A 16,301-nucleotide genomic window follows, 5' to 3' on the forward strand; every position below is an offset into this window, starting at 1 on the left:
GCGAAGGGCTCTGACTGCGCGAAGGCTTCGGCTTGCGTGAAGGGCTCGGGCCGCACGGAAGACTCGGACCGTGCGGAGGACTCGGCCTGCGCGGAGGGCTCGGAGCGTGCGGAGAACTCGGCCTGCGCGGAGGGCTCGGACCGTGCGGAAGACTCGGACCGCACGGCCGCTCCCGTCCCGGCAGCCGCCCCTGTCCGCTCGGCCGCCCCCGTCCCGGCAACCGCCCCCGTCCGCTCGGCCGCCCCGGTCCCGGCGACCGACCCCGTCCGCACGGCCGCCCCCGTCCCCCCGACCACCCCCGTCCCCCCGACCACCCCCGTCCGCGAAGACGCCTCGAACGCCTTCAGCCGGTCCAGGACCCGGTCGGCCGTCGGGGAGGGCATGCGGTCCACCAGGCGTCCGTCGGCGAGGAAGACGACCTCGTCGGCGTGGGCGGCGGCGACCGGGTCGTGGGTGACCATGACGACCGTGCGGGATGTCTGGCGTACGGTCCTGGCGAGGAGGCCGAGGACCTCGCCGCCCGAGCGGGAGTCGAGGTTTCCGGTCGGTTCGTCGGCGAAGACGACGTCCGGCCGGCCGGCGAACGCCCGGGCCACGGCGACGCGTTGCTGCTGCCCGCCGGAGAGCTCGCTGGGCCGGTGGTGGAGCCGGTCGCGCAGGCCGACGACGTCGACGAGCGCGTCGATCCACTCCGCGTCGCCCTTGCCGCCCGCGAGGTCCAGCGGCAGCCGGATGTTCTCCTCGACGGTCAGCGTCGGCACCAGGTTGAACGCCTGGAAGACGAAGCCGACGCGGTCGCGGCGCAGGAGGGTCAGGCGGCGGTCGTCCAGCGCACTCAGGTCGGTGTCGCCGATGTAGGCGCCGCCCGCGGTGAGCGTGTCCAGGCCCGCCGCGCAGTGCATGAGCGTGGACTTGCCGGAGCCCGAGGGCCCCATGATCGCGGTGAAGCGGCCGGCCGGGAAGTCGACGCTCACCCCGTCCAGGGCCCGCACGCCGGTGTCCCCGCTGCCGTAGACCTTGACGGCGTCGACCACTCGGGCGGCGGGCAGCGTCCTCGTCGAGACAGTCCCGGCGGTCATGCCGCACCGCCCTTGCCCGCCGTAGGGCCGAACTGCTCGTCCAGGACGGACAGTCGGCGCCAGTACTCGTCCTCGTCGATCTCGCCGGAGGCGAAACGGCGGCCGAGCATGGCGATCGGCGAGTCACCGGAGGGGCCGGCGTCGGCCATGGCACGCCACGGTCCGCGGCGGCCGCGCCAGACGGTGCGGCGCAGGACGGTGACGACGCCGAGCACGACGGCCGCCCAGATCAGCGGGAAGAAGAGGATCCACGGGCCGGGGCCGCCGTTCCAGTGCGCGAGGGTCTGCATGTCGGTTCATCTCCCGGAGTTGCTGAAGGTGTCGTTCGGTGCTGCTTCGAGACTGGCTCCGGGGAGGGGGTCGGGTCGTCGTACGGCCAGCGGCAGTGCGGATACCTCCAGGGGAGTACGCGGGCCGGTCCTGTCTGCTCCCGACAGGGGCTCGATTTCTGTAACTACTAGTATGTACAGTGAGTTCATGAGCACCCCGGACCGACTGATCGAGGCCACGCGCGAGCTGCTGTGGGAGCGCGGTTATGTGGGCACCAGCCCCAAGGCCATCCTGGAGCGGGCGGGCGCCGGACAGGGCAGCATGTACCACCACTTCAAGGGCAAGCCCGACCTCGCGCTGGCCGCGATCCGGCGGACCGCCGAGGAGCTGCGTGCCACCGCGGAAGGTGTGCTCGGCGCGCCGGGCACACCGTACGAGCGCATCGAGGCGTATCTGCGGCGCGAGCGCGATGTGCTGCGCGGCTGCCCGGTCGGCCGGCTCACGATGGACCCGGACGTGATCGCCAGCGACGAACTGCGTGCGCCCGTCGACGAGACGATCGACCGGATCCGGGAGCGCATCGCCGGGATCGTCGAAGAGGGCAAGGAGCAGGGCCAGTTCGCGCCCTCACTGGACGCCGAGGAGATCGCGGCGACCGTCCTCGCGACCGTCCAGGGCGGCTATGTCCTGGCGCGTGCCTCCGGCTCGCCCGCCGCGTTCGACACCGCCGTACGGGGACTGCTCTCGCTGCTCACGCCCCAAGCCTCGTAAGGCAGTTCGTCCATGTACGTCAGCGCCGAGAACTACCCTGCCTGAGGAGGCGAGCGATGCATGCGATGCAGTACGAGCTCACGCTGCCGGCCGATTACGACATGGCCGTCATTCGCGGTCGGGTCGCGCGGGTCGGGCATCTGCTCGACGACTGGGAGGGCCTCGGCTGCAAGGCGTACCTGATGCGCGAGCGCGGGGTGAACGGCTCGCCGGTCAACCAGTACGCGCCGTTCTACCTCTGGAACACCATGGAGGGCATGAACCGCTTCCTCTGGGGAGGCGGCTTCCAGAGGTTGAGCGACGACTTCGGGCGGCCCTCGGTGCGCCAGTGGACAGGGCTGTCGTACGAGGAGGGCGGCGCCGCGGGTTCGCCCGCCCGGTCGGCCGTACGGCTGCGCCAAGCGGTGCCCGAGGGTGCGGAGTTGGCCGAGGTGATGGCGGAGGCGGCGCGGGAGCCGGAGCGGCTGGCCGGGGAGGACGGTGCGGTGTTCGCGGCCGTCGCCGTGGACACGGCGCGCTGGGAGCTCGTGCACTTCTCGCTCTGGGCTCACGAGCCGTCCAAGGCGGAGGGTGAGGTGTTCGAGGTGCTGCATGTGTCGGCGCCGGGGCGGGAGCGGCTGCCGCGGGGGCGCCAGTGGTGAGCGCGGTCCGGACGGTGGACGGGGACGTCGCCGGTGAGCGGCTCGGCGTGTGCGACGCGCACGACCACCTGTTCTTCGGCAGCCCCCTGCTGCCCGGTCAGGAGCTGCGGAGCAGGTCGGCGGCGCGGGCCGAGCTGGCCGCGTTCGCCGCGCAGGGCGGCGGCGCCGTCGTGCAGTGGACGCCGTACGGGCTGGGGCGGCGGGCCGCCGATCTGCCGGCGCTGGCCAGGGAGAGCGGGGTGCGGATCGTCGCGGCGACGGGACTGCACCAGGCCGTGCACTACGACGACGGCACGCTCGCCCTTCTGCGCGGCAGGCTGGCCGAGGTGTTCGTCGCCGAACTCACCGAGGGCATCGGGACATCGGGGGTCCGCGCGGGACTGATCAAGGTGGCGGGCGGATTCCACGCCCTGGACGCGCACGCCCGCTGGACGATGACCGCGGCCGCCGAGGCCCACCATGCGACGGGGGCGCCGATCGCCGTCCATCTGGAGCTGGGGACCGGCGCGCTCGACGTACTCGACCTGCTGTGCGGCGAGTTGGGGGTCGCGCCGCACCGGGTGATCCTCGGCCATCTGAACCGCTCCCCCGACCTCATGGTGCACCGCCAGGCGGCAGCGTCGGGCTGCTACCTCGCCTTCGACGGACCCTCGCGCGCCAACCACGCCACGGACTGGCGCATGCCGGACGCGGTACGGGCCCTCGCCGACACCGGCCACGGAGACCAGCTGCTGCTCGGCGGCGACACCACGACCGCGGCGGCCCGATCGGTCAACGGCGGGCCCGGGATGCCGTATCTGCTGCGGCGAGTGGCTCCACGACTCGCGGTGGAGCTGGGCCAGGAACTGGTACGGCGCATCCTCACGGACAACCCCGGCCGGGCGTTCGCGGCGGAGTGGCCCGACCTCACCGCCGCCTGAGCGGCGTGCCCTCAGCGGAATTCCTCGGCCAGCACCTCGCCACCTCTGACAGCGCACCCCCGCCACCACCGCCAACGGCCCTACGCCACCGAGATGTCCACCGACGGCCGCAGTTTCGCCGCCGCGGCCAACGCCACGTGGGCGGGGTGGCTCGCGAAGGCCGCCAACAGGCTCTCGTCCGCAGGGCGTTCGGCGGCCGGGTAGGCGATCTGCTCGTAGGCGGCCTGGAAGCGCGGGCCCCAGCGGCGGGCGCCGAGTCGGGCCGTGCGGGAGCAGTTGTCGACCATGTGGGCCACGTCGCGTGCGTGCATGTAGGGCAGCAGTGAGTCGACGGCCTCGATGACGGACTCGTTGACGATCTCCGACCAGGGGTGGCCGCGCTCGGCGAACTCGTCGATCTGGGCGAGCATGGTGGCGACGAACACGCCGGCCGTGAACGGGTCGACGGCCAGCTCGCGTTGACCGCGGCGGGCCCGGACCCGCTCGCCGACGGCCCACATCGGGGAGCCGCCGATCGCGCTCATCGGCCGTGCCCCGAGCCGCCGTTCGGCCAGGATCACGCTGCGCAGCTCGGTGCCGTCGGCGACCTCGTCGTAGATCTCGGCGACGATCTCGCGGGCGGGCCCGTACGTTGCTGTGAAGGCCCGGTCGAAGATGTCCCGGCCGGACGGCGAGAGTCCTTCGCGGACCGCTCGCAGGCCGGAGTGGGAGATGGTGCGGGCGATCGGGCCGGTGACGTTCTCACAGGACCGTTCGTAGGCCGTCACCTCGTCGTCCCCGGCCAGGCGGTAGCGCGTGTACAGGGTCTCGACGATGCCGTGGACCGCCCCGAGCAGGATGGCGCGCTCGCCGACGATGTCCGAGAGGTACTCGCTCTCCAGCGTGGTGCGGAAGGTGTACGGCGCTCCGAGCGCCACCGACCAGCCGAGCGCGAGGTCGACGGCCCGGCCGTCGGGGTCGGCGTGCACGGCGAAACTGCTGTTGATCCCGGCGCCGTTGATGTCGGCGCCCTGCTGGTAGAGGCGGCGCACGGAGTCGCCCATGCCCTTGGGGCACACGGCGACCACCGGATGGCCGGCGGGGAACTCGCATCCGCTCTCGCGGAGATGGCCGAGGAGGAATCCGTGCGAGAGGCCGATCGCGGCGCCGGGTTTGAGGACGCCGAAGATCTCCTGGTGGTGGGCGGCGAGGGCCGCGTCCGCGATCAGCAGGACGACCAGGTCGCTGTCGGCGGCGACCGTGAGCCAGTCGCCCAGGGTACCGTCCTCCTCGGTGAAGCCGTGGGCGCGGGCGTCGGCGGCCGAGCGGGAGCCGGGGCGCAGTCCCACGGTCACCCGGATGCCGGTGCCGGCCAGGGAGTCGCGCAGGTTGAGGGACTGGGCGCGGCCCTGGGGGCCCCAGCCGAGCACACCGATGCGGCGGACCCCGGCGAAGGCCTGGGACAGCAGGGGAAAGAGGTGTCGGCCGCCGCGCAGGACGGTCTCGGTGCCGCCGGGGACGTCCATGGTTTCGAGGGCGAAGACGCGGGAGGTGAAGGGGGCGGAGGTCATGGATGGAGTTGTAGGCTCCACGCAGGCGTTGCAGCAAGCGCAACTTCCGCATCGCACTGTTGCATGAAATGAAACGAGCAGGTCGCATGGATGATCATCGAGAGCTCCGACTGTTTCTGCATCTCGCTCAGACCCTGAACTTCGGCCGCACAAGTCTCGATTGCCATGTCAGTCCGGCCACGCTGACCAGAACCGTGCAGCGGCTGGAGGCGGATCTGGGGCACCGGCTGTTCGACCGCGGACCGCGCGGGGTGTCGCTGACGGCGCAGGGGCACCGCTTCCGCGAATACGCCGTACAGGCGCTGGAGTTGTGGCGCGCCTACCGCGAGGAGCATCCCGACCCGGCCGAACTGACCGGCCGCCTGGCGGTGTTCGCGACGGTGACCGCCTGTCAGGCGCTGCTGCCCGACCTGTTGGGACCGTTCCGCGCGGCCCATCCTCAGGTACGGCTGGACCTGCGCACCGGTGACGCGGCGGCCGCGCTGGCCCGGCTGGACGAGGGCGAGGTGGACGTGGCCGTCGCGGGGATCCCGGCACGGCTGCCGGAGGGGCTGGTGAGCCGGACGGTCGCGGTGACCGATCTGGTCCTGGTCACCGCGCGGGACCGGCCGGACGCCGGCCTGGACGGCCCGTTCGTCCTTCCCCATCGCGGGCTGGTCCGCGAAGCCGCAGACCGCTGGTTCCGGGCGCGGGGGACGGTCCCCGAGGTGGTCTGCGAACCCGACGGTCACGAAGGGCTGCTGGCCCTGGTCGCTCTGGGCTGCGGCACGGGCGTGGTCCCCCGTCTCGTACTGGAGCACAGCGCGGTGCGCGAGCGGCTGGCGGAGGTTCCCGTCGAGCCGTGGCACGAGCGGTTCCCGATCGGACTGTGTTTGCGGCGGGCCGATCTGCGGCGGCCGTTGGTGGCGGCGCTGTGGAGCCTGACGGCACCGGAGGGGGCGGAGCCGGAGGAGCCGAAGGGCGTTGTCAGTGTCGGCTGATAGGACTTGGGGATGACCCGGACGCCTGCTTTCGATGATCTGCTGGTCCTGATCGAGGACCGTTCCGCCGCTCTGCGGGCCAGTGTCGCGGGCGCCCCCGATCCGCACATTCGCGTGCCCAGTTGCCCCGGCTGGTCGCTCGGGGACCTCGTGCGGCACCTCACCGACGTGCACCGGTTCTGGGCGGCGGCGGTGGCCGCGGGGCCCAGTGAGAAGCCGCCGGAGCCGGAGCCGTTCGTGGACGCGGAGTCGGTGGACCCGGTGAGTCGTTCGGCCGCGGCCACCGAGGAGTTGGTCGCCGCGTTGCGGGCCGCCGGTCCCGCGTCGGGCTGCTGGACCTGGTGGGGCGGCTCCGACGTGCCGATGACCAGTGGAGCCGTGGCGCGCCATCAGGTCCACGAGGCTGCCGTCCACGCCTTCGACGCCCAGCTGGCCACCGGAACTCCCCAGCCTGTCCCGGAGGTTGTCGCGCTGGACGGCACAGCCGCGTTCCTCGACGTCGCGCACGGCACCGCCGGTCCCTGGCCCAACCGGCCGGTCCGGATCGGTCTGCATGCCGCCGAGGGCGCTTCGTGGCTGGTCGAACTGACGGCGTCCGGGGCGCGCAGAGTCGACGGTCCGCAGGAGACGGACGCCGACCTGTACGGGCCGGCGAGCGATCTGCTGCTCACGCTGCATCGCCGGCTTCCTCTGGACAGTCTGCGCAGCGAGGGGGACCGTGCCGTCCTGGAGGACCTGTTGAGCTGGCCCGATCTTGGTTAGATCGACGCCCCTCGAAACAGTCGAGCTGATGGGAAACGTATGCGAGTCGTCGTCATCGGCGGGAGCGGCCACATCGGCACCTTCCTCGTCCCCCGGCTGGTGCGGGCCGGCCATGAGGTGATCAACATCAGCCGCGGCACGCGCGGCGCCTACGTCGAAGCCCCCGAATGGGAGCACGTGCGTCAGGTCGTGGCCGACCGGCAGCAGGAGGACAGCGCCGGCACCTTCGGCGACAGGGTGGCCGGCCTGGCGCCGGAGGTCGTCGTCGACCTGGTCTGCTTCACCCTGGAGGCCGCCACCGCGCTGGTCGAGCGGCTGCGCGGCGAGGTCGGTCACCTGCTGCACTGCGGCACCGTGTGGCGCCACGGCCCCAGCCACAAGCTGCCCATCTCCGAGAGCACCGGCACCCCGCCCGTCGGGGAGTACGGCGTGCAGAAGGACCGGATCGCCCGGATGCTCAAGGAGGAGACCGCCTCCGGAGGTCTGGTCACCACGTCCCTGCACCCCGGGCACATCGTCGGCCCCGGCTGGCACCCGATCGGCCCGTTGGGCAACCTCGACCCCGCCGTCTGGTCCACGCTCTCCTCCGGGAAGCCGCTGGCGATCCCGGGCAGCGGGGTCGAGTCGATGCACCATGTGCACGCCGACGATGTCGCCCAGGCCTTCGAGCGGGCGATCGAGCGCCGGGACGCGGCGGCGGGCGAGGACTTCTCCGTGGTCGCCCCCACCGCGCTGAACGTCCGCGGCTACGCCCACATCGCGGCCGGCTGGTTCGGGCAGACCGCGGTGCTGGAACCGGTGTCCTGGGAGCGGTTCCGTGCGACCACGGCCCCGGAGCACGCCGAGGCGAGCTGGGAGCACCTGTATCGCAGCCAGTGCTTCAGCATCGAGAAGGCGAGGACCGTCCTCGGCTACGCGCCCCGTTACGAACCGGAGGCCGCCGTGCTCGAATCCGTGCGCCGGCTGATCGAGCTCGGTGAGCTGGAGGTGGCCCGCCCGCTCGCGCTGTGAACCGTGTCAGGCCGCGAGCTGGACGGGCACCGCACTCGCCCCCTGTCGCCGCAGGGGGCGGGCGCTCCGGGTGGCGAAGACGTACAGGCGCAGGACGACGAACCGGCCCGCGCCGGCGAGTCCCGAGGCACCGAGGTAGACCAGCTGCTCGGTCACCGAACCGGCGGCGGGCTGCACCAGGTGCAGGATCCCCATGGCACCGCTGGTGACCAGGTACGCGGCGCCGGCCGAGCCCGCCGACTGCCAGTGCTCCCGCCAACCGGCGCCGCGGCCCTTGCGGAAGGTGTACCGGACGTGCAGTTCGGTGCACAGCGCGGTGGAGGCTGCGGTGACGATCACGTTGGCGAGTGCCCAGGGCATGGCTCCGGCCAGCAGCGCCACCGCGAGGGCGGCGAGGATCCCGACTCCGCCTCCGAAGATCACGAACCGTATGAAGGCCATGCGGCCACCCCCCGTCTCCCGTAGCTCCCGTTGTTTCCGATGATGGAAAGCTACGTTGCATTCAAGGATCTGGCAACTGATTTATTGCACGGGGAGGCTTTAGCCCCAGCTAGGGGCGTCGATATCGTTGCAACGGACGCACGTTTAACGCAACGATGACACTTCGCTATCGTTGCAATGACTGCGCCTGAACGCTAGACCCGGCCCCTGTCCAGGCGGCCGACCCGGGCCACGTTCTCCCGGTCCTCGGAGTCCTCGCTCGGCGTGGCGGTGAACCAGGCGTCGAGGATCTCCTTGAGCAGGGGCTCGGAGGTGAGGCGGAGGCTGAGGGCCAGGACATTGGCGTCGTTCCAGCGGCGGGCGCCGTCCGCGGTGTAGGCGTCCGTGCACAGGGCGGCCCGTACACCGGGCACCTTGTTGGCGGCGATGGAGGCGCCGGTGCCGGTCCAGCAGCACACCACCGCCTGGTCGGCCGTCCCCGCGGCCACCTCACGGGCCGCGGCCTCCGAGCAGACCGCCCACTGCGGGTCGGCGCCGGGACTCAACGCGCCGTGCGGAACCACCTCGTGGCCCCGCGCGCGCAGTTCGTCGACGAGGGCGCGCGCCACAGGTTCGTCCATGTCCGAGGAGACGGAGATCCGCATGTCACGAGCCTACTCGGCGGCTCGTCCACCGGACCACGGGTTCCAGGTAGACCACGTGCGGGCCCACCAGGCCGGGCAGTTCGGCCGGGGAGCCCACGAAGGCGATCCGGTCGAACTCCGGATCGCGTCCCCGGGCGGTCTCGGCGGCCACGAGCGCGTCGAAACGGGCGTGGAGCACGGACGCCGGCAGGGCCGGCGCGAGGTAGTGGACACCGACCTGGCCGTCGTCGCCGTAGGTGATCAGACAGCGGGTGAGCGCGGCGGCCGGGGTGTCGACGCCCGTCTCCTCGGCCAGTTCCACCGCGGCGTGGCGGCGCAGGGCGCTCTCGTCCAGGGGCTCGTCTCCCGCGGGGGGTTCCACCGATCCGCCGGGGAACTGCCAGCGGCCGGGCGCGGCGGTGGACCGGGACATCCGGCCGACCAGCACGCGTCCGTCGTCCGTCGGCTGGATCACGCTCACGAAGAGGGACCGCAGGGCGGTGGCGCCCGGGACGCGGCGCAGGGCGAAGTAGCGGTAGGTGGTGCGGGACCAGGAGACGAGCAGGGCGTCCCCGGCGTCCCGTGAGAGGCCCGCGCAGAGCACGACCGGGCCGTCGAAGAGCGCCGGGTTGGCGAGGACCGCCTCGTCCCACTCACGGTTCATGGCCGCCCGCGACTCGGCCGGGACCGCCGGTGGTGCCACCTCGACCAGACGCAGTTCCGCGGCCTCCAGCAGTTCAGTCACGGGTCAGAGTCCCGAGCGGGTCGTCCAGCACCGGCTGCCAGGCCAACTCGGCCGCCCCGACGAGGCTGTTGTGGGCGAGGGTGCAGCTGAGGATCGGGACGCCGCCGCTCTGGCCCCACAGGCTGCGGTCGGCGACGACAGCGCGCAGCCGCGCGGGGTCGGCGTCCAGGAGGGTGCTGTGGAGGCCGCCGAGGATGACGCGGTCCGGGTTGAGGATGTTCACCAGTCCCGCGAGGCCGAGCCCGAGGCGGTCGATGAGGGTCTCGGCTGCCGTACGGACGGCGGGGTCGTCGTAGTGGTCGCGGATCAGGTCGTTGGCCTGCTGGAGCAGGGACAGCTCGGGGCCGGGGTCGCGTCCCGCGGCCGTGAGCAGGGCCAGCGGGTCGGCCTCGACGTCCAGGCAGCCGCGGCTGCCGCAGTAGCAGGGGCGCCCCTCGGGGTTCACGGTGAGGTGGCCGACCTCCAGGGCCAGGCCCGAACTGCCCGTGTGCAGGCGGCCGTCGAGCACCAGCGCACCGCCCACGCCCCGGTGCCCGGTCGCCACGCACAGCAGGTCCCGGGCACCGCGGCCCGCGCCGTGCCGGTGCTCGGCGAGCGCCGCGAGGTTGACGTCGTTGCCCGCGAAGGCCGGTCCGGTGATGCCGGCGGCGCGCACGCACTCGTCGAAGATACGGCGGACGGGGGCGCCCGCCGGCCAGGCCAGGTGCAGGGGGTTGAGGGCGAGCCCCTCGGGTTCGGCGACCGCGGACGGCACCGCGAGTCCCGCGCCGACGCAGCGCCTGCCGGTCGCGCGCAGCAGGTCGGCGCCCGCCTCCACGACGGAGCCGAGGACCTTCGCCGGGTCGGCGTCGACGGTCTCGGAGCCGGGCGCGGTGGCGACGATACGGCCGCCCAGGCCGACCAGCGCGGCCCGGAAGCCGTCGGCGTGCACCTGCGCGGCCAGCACCACGGGGCCGTCCTCGGCGACCGCGAGCCGGTGCGAGGGCCGGCCCTGGGAACCGGCGGCCGCGGTGGGCCGGGCGTCGACGCGGATCAGCCCGAGCGCCTCCAGCTCGGCGGCGACCGCGCCGGCCGTCGCCCGGGTCACCCCGAGTTCGGCGGTGAGCACGGCCCGGGTGGGCGCGCGTCCGGTGTGCACGAGCTCCAACGCGGGCCCGAGCGCGCCGCGCCCCCGGTCCAGCCGCGTCCTCGAGGTGGTCCCTTCCCCCGCCGGCCGGGGGTCCGCCTTGCCGCTCATGAGGGGGAGTCTCCCATGATCCGTTCCTGCCCCGGCCTACAGGCCGCTGACCCGCAGCGTGATGTTGAGCCGCCCGGTCAGCCCCAACTCGGGCGGCGCGGTGCCCGGATGCACGCGGGGCACTCCGTGGTACGCGAGCCTCGACGGGCCGCCGAACACGAACAGGTCGCCGCTGCGCAGTTCGACGTCGGTGTACGGCCTGGTCCGGGTCTCGGTGTTGCCGAAGCGGAAGACACAGGTGTCGCCGAGGCTCAGGGACACCACCGGGGCGTCCGCCTTCTCGTCGCTGTCCCGGTGCATGCCCATGCGGGCGTCGCCGTCGTAGAAGTTGATCAGGGCGATGTCGTAGCCGGACGCCTCGATGTCCAGCGCGTCCCGTACGGCTTGACTCGCCAGTTCGCCCAGCCAGTGCGGGAAGGGCTTCACCGGTGCCCCGTCGCCGTCGGCGACCGTGCGGGCGTAGGCGTACGGATACCAGTGCCAGCCGAGGCAGACCTGCCGGGCGGTCATCGTGCCGCCGCCGGGGGTGCGGACCGTGCGCAGCCCGGCGGGCGGGCGGGCCCACTCGCGGCAGGCCGCCAGCAGCTCGCGCTGCCGGGCCGGCTCCAGCCAGTCCGGGACGTGCACCGCGCCCGGCGCGACCTCGGCGCGCGCTCGGGGGAACAGCTCGGCATCCATGCCTTCCATCCTGCCCGAGCGGGCCTGAACTGCGGCTCCGATAGCCTGGGGGCACGATGGACGACCGTATGACGACCCCCTGGGGCGAGCTCACGCTCACCCGTTTCCCCGAGGACCCGCGTGACCGGCTGCGCGCCTGGGACGCCTCCGACGAGTATCTGCTGAGGCATCTCGCCACGGAGCGGGTGGCGCTGTCCGGCGCCGTGGTGGTGGTCGGGGACCGGTGGGGCGCGCTGGTCACCGCGCTGGCGGCGCACCGGCCGACGCAGATCACCGACTCCTTCCTCAGTCAGGAGGCGACCCGGGCGAACCTGGCGCGCGCCGGCGTCGAGCCGGGGACCGTGCGCCTGCTCACCACGCAGGACCCGCCGCCCGGCCGGATCGATGTCCTGCTGGTGCGGGTGCCGAAGAGCCTGGCCCTGCTGGAGGACCAGCTGCTGCGCCTCGCGCCCGCGGTGCACGAGGGCACCGTCGTGGTCGGCACCGGCATGGTGAAGGAGATCCACACCTCGACGCTCCAGCTGTTCGAGCGGATCCTCGGGCCGACCCGCACCTCGCTGGCCGAGAAGAAGGCCCGGCTCGTCTTCTGCACCCCGGAGCCGTCGCTGGAACGGCCCGCCAATCCCTGGCCGTACGGCTACTCGCTCCCGGAGGGCGTCGGGGCCGTCTCCGGGCGTGCCGTCGTCAACCACGCGGGCGTGTTCTGCGCCGACCGGCTCGACGTCGGCACCCGCTTCTTCCTCCAGCATCTCCCGGCCGGTCTGGGCTCCCGGCGGATCGTGGATCTGGGCTGCGGCAACGGCGTCGTGGGCACGGCGGTGGCCCTGGCCGACCCCGAGGCCGAGGTGCTGTTCGTCGACGAGTCCTTCCAGGCCGTGGCCTCGGCGGAGGGGACGTACAAGGCGAACGGCGCGCCGGGGCACGCGGAGTTCCGCGTCGGGGACGGACTGGCCGGGGTGCCGGACGGCAGTGTGGACGTCGTGCTCAACAACCCGCCGTTCCACTCGCACCAGGCGACGACCGACGCGACGGCCTGGCGGATGTTCGCCGGCGCGCGCAGGGCGCTGCGGGCCGGTGGCGAGCTGTGGGTCGTCGGGAACCGGCACCTCGGGTACCACGTGAAGCTGCGCAAGCTGTTCGGGAACAGCGAACTCGTCGCCAGCGACCCGAAGTTCGTGGTGCTGAAGGCGGTAAAAAGGTCGAGTGGCTGACTCCTCGGCGCGGGACTTCTACGACTCGCTGGCTCCGGACTACCACCGGATCTTCGCGGACTGGGACGCGAGCATGGCACGGCAGGCCGCCGCGCTGGGGGCGCTGGTGGGGTCGGGTCCGCACCGGGTGCTGGACTGCTCGTGCGGGATCGGGACCCAGGCGATCGGGCTGGCGCTGGCCGGGCACCGGGTCGTCGGCAGTGATCTGAGTCCCGTCGCCGCCGCGCGTGCCGCCGCGGAGGCGACGGCCCGCGGTGCGCGGATCCCGACGGCGGCCGCGGACATGCGCCAACTGCCCTTCACGTCATCGGTGTTCGACGTCGTGGTCTGTGCGGACAACTCCCTGGCCCATCTGCTGACGGCCCCGGACGTGGCGGCCGCGCTGGCGGGCATGCGGCGGGTGCTGCGGGACGGCGGGCTGCTGCTGCTCACCCTGCGGGACTACGACGCGATCCGCCGGACCCTGCCCGCCGCGATGCCTCCCCAGGTCTCCGAGGACGCCGACGGCCGGGTGATCACCTTCCAGCTGTGGCACTGGCACGAGGACGGGGAGCGCTACGACCAGGAGTACTTCCAACTCGTGCCCGCCGACGGCGACTGGGCTGTCCGTGTCCGCCGTACGACCTCCTGGGCGCTGACCCGGGCGCAGGTGACGGAGTTCGTGACCGCGGCCGGTTTCGTGGACGTCCGCTGGCACGACCCCGCGTCCAGCGGGTTCTACCAGCCCGTTCTCACCGCCCGAGCATCCGGATGATCCGCCGGGCGGCCTCGGCCATGGCGTCCCGTCCGACACTCAGGTACGTGCGCGAGTCGACCGCCTCGGGGTGAGCCGCCAGGAACTCCCGGATCGCGTGTGTCATGGCGATGTTGAGCGCGGTGCCGACGTTGACCTTGGCGATGCCGCCCGCGACGGCAGCGGTGAGTTCGTCGTCGCGGACGCCCGAGGAGCCGTGCAGGACGAGGGGGACGTCCAGGGTGGTGGCGAGGTTCTTGAGGAGCTCGTGGTCGAGGGTGGCGGTGCGTTCGGTCATGGCGTGGGCGCTGCCGACGGCCACCGCGAGGGCGTCCACCCCGGAGTCGGCGACGAAGGAGCACGCCTCGGCCGGGTCGGTGCGCGCGCCGGGGGCGTGCGCGTCCAGCGGGGGCTGTCCGTGCTTGCCGCCCACCTCGCCCAACTCCGCCTCGATCCAGAGACCTTGGGAATGCGCCCAGTCGGCGGCGGCACGGGTCGCGGCGAGGTTCTCGGCGTAGGGCAGCCGGGCCGCGTCGTACATCACCGAGCTGAATCCGGCGTCGGCGGCCTGCCGGAGCAGGTCGTCGCTCTGGACGTGGTCGAGGTGCAACGCGACGGGTACTGCGGCGCGTTCGGCCGCGGCTACGGCGGCGCGGGCCAGCGGAAGGAGTCGGCCGTGACGGAACTTGACGGCGTTCTCGCTGACTTGGAGGACGACCGGTGCGTCCAGGGACTCGGCGCCGCTGATGACGGCCTCGACGTGTTCCAGGGTGATGATGTTGAAGGCGGCGACGGCGGAGCGGGGGGTGGCGGCCCGGGTGACGAGCTCGCCGGTGGGGACCAGGGGCACGGCGGAACTCCTAGGGGCGGGCGAGGATCACCGAGCGGGTGAGGTGGCGGGGCCGATCGGGGTCGAGGCCGCGGGCGACGGCGACGGCGACCGCGAGGCGCTGCACCCGGACCAGTTCGGCGAGCGGGTCGAGAGTGCCGGGGATCCACAAGCCGCCCGTCTCCCCGACCTGTTCGGCCAGTCCCTCCGGCGCCTCGCCGAGCATCCAGGTGGCCGTGCCCCGGGTGGTGACGCTGATGGGACCGTGCCGGTACTCCATCGCCGGATAGGCCTCGGTCCAGGCGAGCGAGGCCTCGCGCATCTTCAGTCCGGCCTCGCTCGCCAGCCCCACCGTCCAGCCGCGGCCGAGGAAGGTGAACTGCGTGCAGTCGACGAGCCCTTGGGGCAAGGGAGTCGCGAGCGCCCTGCGGGCGTCGGCGACGACGGCATCGGTGTGCAGGCCGAGGTGGGCGCGGAGCAGGGTGAGGGCGGTGGTCGCGAACCTGGTCTGGACGACGGAGCGTTCGTCGGCGAAGTCGAGGACGACGACCTCGTCGGCGGTGGACATGACGGGGGTGGCGGGGTCGGCCGTGAGCGCGGTGGTGCGGGTACGGCCCTTCAACTGCCCTAGCAGCTCCAGGACTTCGGTGGTCGTGCCGGAGCGGGTGAGGGCGACGACCCGGTCGTAGGAGCGGCCGGCCGGGAACTCCGAGGCGGCGAAGGCGTCGGTCTCGCCCTCACCCGCGCTTTCCCTGAGCACGGCCGCCGCCTGCGCCATGAAGTACGACGTGCCGCACCCGACGATCGCCACCCGCTCCCCCGGTGCCGGAAGCGCGCCGGAGTGGCGCCCGGCCTCCGCCGCCGCCCGGTCCCAGCACTCCGGCTGACTGGTCAGCTCGTCCTCGACATGCGTCATGCCGCCACCCTTCCCTGAATTGCTTGTTCTTGCAAGATATAGCGCTGTTTCGAGCACAATCAAGCATTCGGGTCCAGGAAAGGTGCGCTAAGGTCGCGAGGAGATCGAGGGACGGAGGGCGCGGATGTCGCGGGACGCCCGCTGGAAGGCGCTGCTGGAACTGCTCGTGGAGCGGGGACGGCTGGATGTCGAGGAGGCGGCCGCCGAGCTGGCGGTCTCGGCGGCGACGATCCGCCGTGACTTCGACCAGCTGGCCGAGCAGCAGATGCTGGTGCGCACCCGGGGCGGGGCGGTCGTGCACGGGGTGTCCTACGAGCTGCCGCTGCGCTACAAGACGGCCCGGCACGCCTCCGAGAAGCAGCGCATCGCGAAGGCGGTCGGGGAGCTGATCGCTCCCGGCGAGGCCGTGGGGCTGACCGGCGGCACGACCACCACCGAGGTGGCGCGGGCGCTCGCCGTGCGCGGGGACCTCGCCGGCGGCTCGCCCGCGCTCACGATCGTCACCAACGCGCTCAACATCGCCAATGAGCTGGCCGTACGCCCGCAGTTCAAGATCGTGCTGACCGGCGGGGTGGCGCGCCCGCAGTCGTACGAGCTCGTCGGGCCGCTCGCGGACGGTGTGCTGGGGCAGATCACCCTCGACGTGGCGGTCCTCGGTGTGGTCGCCCTGGACGTCACGCACGGCGCCGCCGCCCACGACGAGGCGGAGGCCGCCGTCAACCGGCTGCTGTGCGAGCGCGCCGAGCGGGTCGTGGTGGCCGCCGACTCCAGCAAGCTGGGGCAGCGGGCGTTCGCCCGGATCTGCGGAGCCGAGAAGATCGACACGCTGGTCACCGACTCGGCGGCGACGCCGGAGACGGTGGGGCGGTTCGAGGAGGCGGGCGTGCGGGTTCTCACGGTGTGA

18 protein-coding genes and 1 pseudogene are annotated in these 16,301 nt (G+C 72.9%); 9 read left to right on the plus strand and 10 right to left on the minus strand.

Annotated elements, in window-relative coordinates:
* Nucleotides 1-323: 323 nt before the first annotated feature.
* Both ACFULQ_RS21840 and ACFULQ_RS21845 read right to left on the minus strand, forming a co-directional pair.
* A pseudogene (locus ACFULQ_RS21840) lies at nucleotides 324-1,079 on the minus strand (ABC transporter ATP-binding protein); the annotation flags it as partial.
* Nucleotides 1,076-1,369 (minus strand): SHOCT domain-containing protein, encoded by a 294-nt coding sequence (locus ACFULQ_RS21845; RefSeq protein WP_383546363.1) that lies wholly within the window; start codon nucleotides 1,367-1,369, stop codon nucleotides 1,076-1,078. The pseudogene ACFULQ_RS21840 and the gene ACFULQ_RS21845, both read right to left, overlap by 4 nt.
* A gap of 172 nt (nucleotides 1,370-1,541) precedes the next feature.
* On the opposite strand from ACFULQ_RS21845, the gene ACFULQ_RS21850 reads away from it, so the two are divergent.
* The 3 genes from ACFULQ_RS21850 to ACFULQ_RS21860 are packed head-to-tail and all read left to right on the plus strand — an operon-like array spanning nucleotide 1,542 to nucleotide 3,681.
* Complete coding sequence (locus ACFULQ_RS21850) at nucleotides 1,542-2,120, plus strand: TetR/AcrR family transcriptional regulator (RefSeq protein WP_383546364.1); 579 nt, start codon at nucleotides 1,542-1,544, stop codon at nucleotides 2,118-2,120.
* Between the two features lie 56 nt (nucleotides 2,121-2,176).
* Nucleotides 2,177-2,761: a DUF4865 family protein gene (locus tag ACFULQ_RS21855; RefSeq protein WP_383546365.1), complete on the plus strand. Its 585-nt coding sequence runs from the start codon at nucleotides 2,177-2,179 to the stop codon at nucleotides 2,759-2,761.
* Nucleotides 2,758-3,681, plus strand: a complete 924-nt coding sequence (locus ACFULQ_RS21860; protein ID WP_383546367.1) for a phosphotriesterase — start codon at nucleotides 2,758-2,760, stop codon at nucleotides 3,679-3,681. Before ACFULQ_RS21855 ends, ACFULQ_RS21860 begins: the two co-directional genes overlap by 4 nt.
* A gap of 80 nt (nucleotides 3,682-3,761) precedes the next feature.
* Here the strand turns inward: ACFULQ_RS21860 and ACFULQ_RS21865 are convergent, their stop codons facing one another.
* Nucleotides 3,762-5,231: a ketol-acid reductoisomerase gene (locus ACFULQ_RS21865; protein ID WP_383546368.1), complete on the minus strand. Its 1,470-nt coding sequence runs from the start codon at nucleotides 5,229-5,231 to the stop codon at nucleotides 3,762-3,764.
* Nucleotides 5,232-5,317: 86 nt separating this feature from the next.
* Between ACFULQ_RS21865 and ilvY the strand changes: the two genes are divergently transcribed.
* From ilvY to ACFULQ_RS21880, 3 genes are read left to right on the plus strand one after another with little or no spacing between them, the layout of a single operon-like run.
* Entirely contained in the window at nucleotides 5,318-6,211 is an 894-nt protein-coding gene (gene ilvY, locus ACFULQ_RS21870; protein ID WP_383546369.1) for an HTH-type transcriptional activator IlvY, read from the plus strand.
* Between the two features lie 12 nt (nucleotides 6,212-6,223).
* Entirely contained in the window at nucleotides 6,224-6,973 is a 750-nt protein-coding gene (locus ACFULQ_RS21875; protein WP_383546370.1) for a maleylpyruvate isomerase family mycothiol-dependent enzyme, read from the plus strand.
* A 39-nt stretch (nucleotides 6,974-7,012) separates the two neighbouring features.
* A complete protein-coding gene (locus ACFULQ_RS21880; RefSeq protein WP_383546372.1) occupies nucleotides 7,013-7,984 on the plus strand; it encodes an NAD-dependent epimerase/dehydratase family protein in 972 nt (323 codons plus the stop codon).
* Between the two features lie 6 nt (nucleotides 7,985-7,990).
* On the opposite strand, the gene ACFULQ_RS21885 is transcribed toward ACFULQ_RS21880, so the two are convergent.
* The 5 genes from ACFULQ_RS21885 to ACFULQ_RS21905 form a co-directional block, all read right to left on the minus strand.
* A complete protein-coding gene (locus tag ACFULQ_RS21885) occupies nucleotides 7,991-8,425 on the minus strand; it encodes a GtrA family protein (RefSeq protein WP_383546374.1) in 435 nt (144 codons plus the stop codon).
* Nucleotides 8,426-8,619: 194 nt separating this feature from the next.
* The gene (locus ACFULQ_RS21890; protein ID WP_383546375.1) at nucleotides 8,620-9,069 is read right to left on the minus strand and encodes an RpiB/LacA/LacB family sugar-phosphate isomerase; all 450 of its coding nucleotides are present in this window, start codon (nucleotides 9,067-9,069) and stop codon (nucleotides 8,620-8,622) included.
* Nucleotide 9,070: 1 nt separating this feature from the next.
* Nucleotides 9,071-9,793, minus strand: coding sequence for an NUDIX hydrolase (locus ACFULQ_RS21895; protein WP_383546376.1), 723 nt, complete (start codon nucleotides 9,791-9,793; stop codon nucleotides 9,071-9,073).
* On the minus strand, nucleotides 9,786-11,030 hold the full coding sequence (locus ACFULQ_RS21900; RefSeq protein WP_383546378.1) for an ROK family protein: 1,245 nt from the start codon (nucleotides 11,028-11,030) through the stop codon (nucleotides 9,786-9,788). Before ACFULQ_RS21900 ends, ACFULQ_RS21895 begins: the two co-directional genes overlap by 8 nt.
* Before the next feature lie 36 nt (nucleotides 11,031-11,066).
* Complete coding sequence (locus ACFULQ_RS21905; RefSeq protein ID WP_383546380.1) at nucleotides 11,067-11,708, minus strand: alpha-ketoglutarate-dependent dioxygenase AlkB family protein; 642 nt, start codon at nucleotides 11,706-11,708, stop codon at nucleotides 11,067-11,069.
* A gap of 68 nt (nucleotides 11,709-11,776) precedes the next feature.
* On the opposite strand from ACFULQ_RS21905, the gene ACFULQ_RS21910 reads away from it, so the two are divergent.
* Nucleotides 11,777-12,919, plus strand: a complete 1,143-nt coding sequence (locus ACFULQ_RS21910; RefSeq protein WP_383546381.1) for a methyltransferase — start codon at nucleotides 11,777-11,779, stop codon at nucleotides 12,917-12,919.
* Nucleotides 12,912-13,673 carry a class I SAM-dependent methyltransferase gene (locus ACFULQ_RS21915; protein WP_383546383.1) on the plus strand — a complete coding sequence of 254 codons (762 nt, stop codon included), beginning with the start codon at nucleotides 12,912-12,914 and terminating at the stop codon, nucleotides 13,671-13,673. Before ACFULQ_RS21910 ends, ACFULQ_RS21915 begins: the two co-directional genes overlap by 8 nt.
* Here the strand turns inward: ACFULQ_RS21915 and ACFULQ_RS21920 are convergent.
* Nucleotides 13,651-14,502: a ketose-bisphosphate aldolase gene (locus tag ACFULQ_RS21920; RefSeq protein ID WP_383546385.1), complete on the minus strand. Its 852-nt coding sequence runs from the start codon at nucleotides 14,500-14,502 to the stop codon at nucleotides 13,651-13,653. The two genes, ACFULQ_RS21915 and ACFULQ_RS21920, sit on opposite strands and share 23 nt — an antisense overlap.
* A 10-nt stretch (nucleotides 14,503-14,512) precedes the next feature.
* Entirely contained in the window at nucleotides 14,513-15,397 is an 885-nt protein-coding gene (locus ACFULQ_RS21925) for an SIS domain-containing protein (RefSeq protein ID WP_383546387.1), read from the minus strand.
* 124 nt (nucleotides 15,398-15,521) lie between these two features.
* Here ACFULQ_RS21925 and ACFULQ_RS21930 point away from each other — a divergent pair, with 124 nt between their 5' ends.
* Nucleotides 15,522-16,301: a DeoR/GlpR family DNA-binding transcription regulator gene (locus ACFULQ_RS21930; protein WP_383546389.1), complete on the plus strand. Its 780-nt coding sequence runs from the start codon at nucleotides 15,522-15,524 to the stop codon at nucleotides 16,299-16,301.

It is taken from the genome of Streptomyces sp. NPDC057253 (genome assembly GCF_042669125.1).
In the GTDB taxonomy this organism is placed as follows: Bacteria; Actinomycetota; Actinomycetes; order Streptomycetales; family Streptomycetaceae; genus Streptomyces.

Bases quoted from the DNA above. Each gene is read 5' to 3' on its own strand.
- ACFULQ_RS21845 (WP_383546363.1), bottom strand. From the start codon at position 1,369: ATGCAGACCCTCGCGCACTGGAACGGCGGCCCCGGCCCGTGGATCCTC.
- ACFULQ_RS21850 (WP_383546364.1), top strand. From the start codon at position 1,542: ATGTACAGTGAGTTCATGAGCACCCCGGACCGACTGATCGAGGCCACG.
- ACFULQ_RS21855 (WP_383546365.1), top strand. From the start codon at position 2,177: ATGCATGCGATGCAGTACGAGCTCACGCTGCCGGCCGATTACGACATG.
- ACFULQ_RS21865 (WP_383546368.1), bottom strand. From the start codon at position 5,231: ATGACCTCCGCCCCCTTCACCTCCCGCGTCTTCGCCCTCGAAACCATG.
- ilvY (WP_383546369.1), top strand. From the start codon at position 5,318: ATGGATGATCATCGAGAGCTCCGACTGTTTCTGCATCTCGCTCAGACC.
- ACFULQ_RS21875 (WP_383546370.1), top strand. From the start codon at position 6,224: ATGACCCGGACGCCTGCTTTCGATGATCTGCTGGTCCTGATCGAGGAC.
- ACFULQ_RS21880 (WP_383546372.1), top strand. From the start codon at position 7,013: ATGCGAGTCGTCGTCATCGGCGGGAGCGGCCACATCGGCACCTTCCTC.
- ACFULQ_RS21885 (WP_383546374.1), bottom strand. From the start codon at position 8,425: ATGGCCTTCATACGGTTCGTGATCTTCGGAGGCGGAGTCGGGATCCTC.
- ACFULQ_RS21890 (WP_383546375.1), bottom strand. From the start codon at position 9,069: ATGCGGATCTCCGTCTCCTCGGACATGGACGAACCTGTGGCGCGCGCC.
- ACFULQ_RS21900 (WP_383546378.1), bottom strand. From the start codon at position 11,030: ATGAGCGGCAAGGCGGACCCCCGGCCGGCGGGGGAAGGGACCACCTCG.
- ACFULQ_RS21905 (WP_383546380.1), bottom strand. From the start codon at position 11,708: ATGGATGCCGAGCTGTTCCCCCGAGCGCGCGCCGAGGTCGCGCCGGGC.
- ACFULQ_RS21910 (WP_383546381.1), top strand. From the start codon at position 11,777: ATGACGACCCCCTGGGGCGAGCTCACGCTCACCCGTTTCCCCGAGGAC.
- ACFULQ_RS21925 (WP_383546387.1), bottom strand. From the start codon at position 15,397: ATGACGCATGTCGAGGACGAGCTGACCAGTCAGCCGGAGTGCTGGGAC.
- ACFULQ_RS21930 (WP_383546389.1), top strand. From the start codon at position 15,522: ATGTCGCGGGACGCCCGCTGGAAGGCGCTGCTGGAACTGCTCGTGGAG.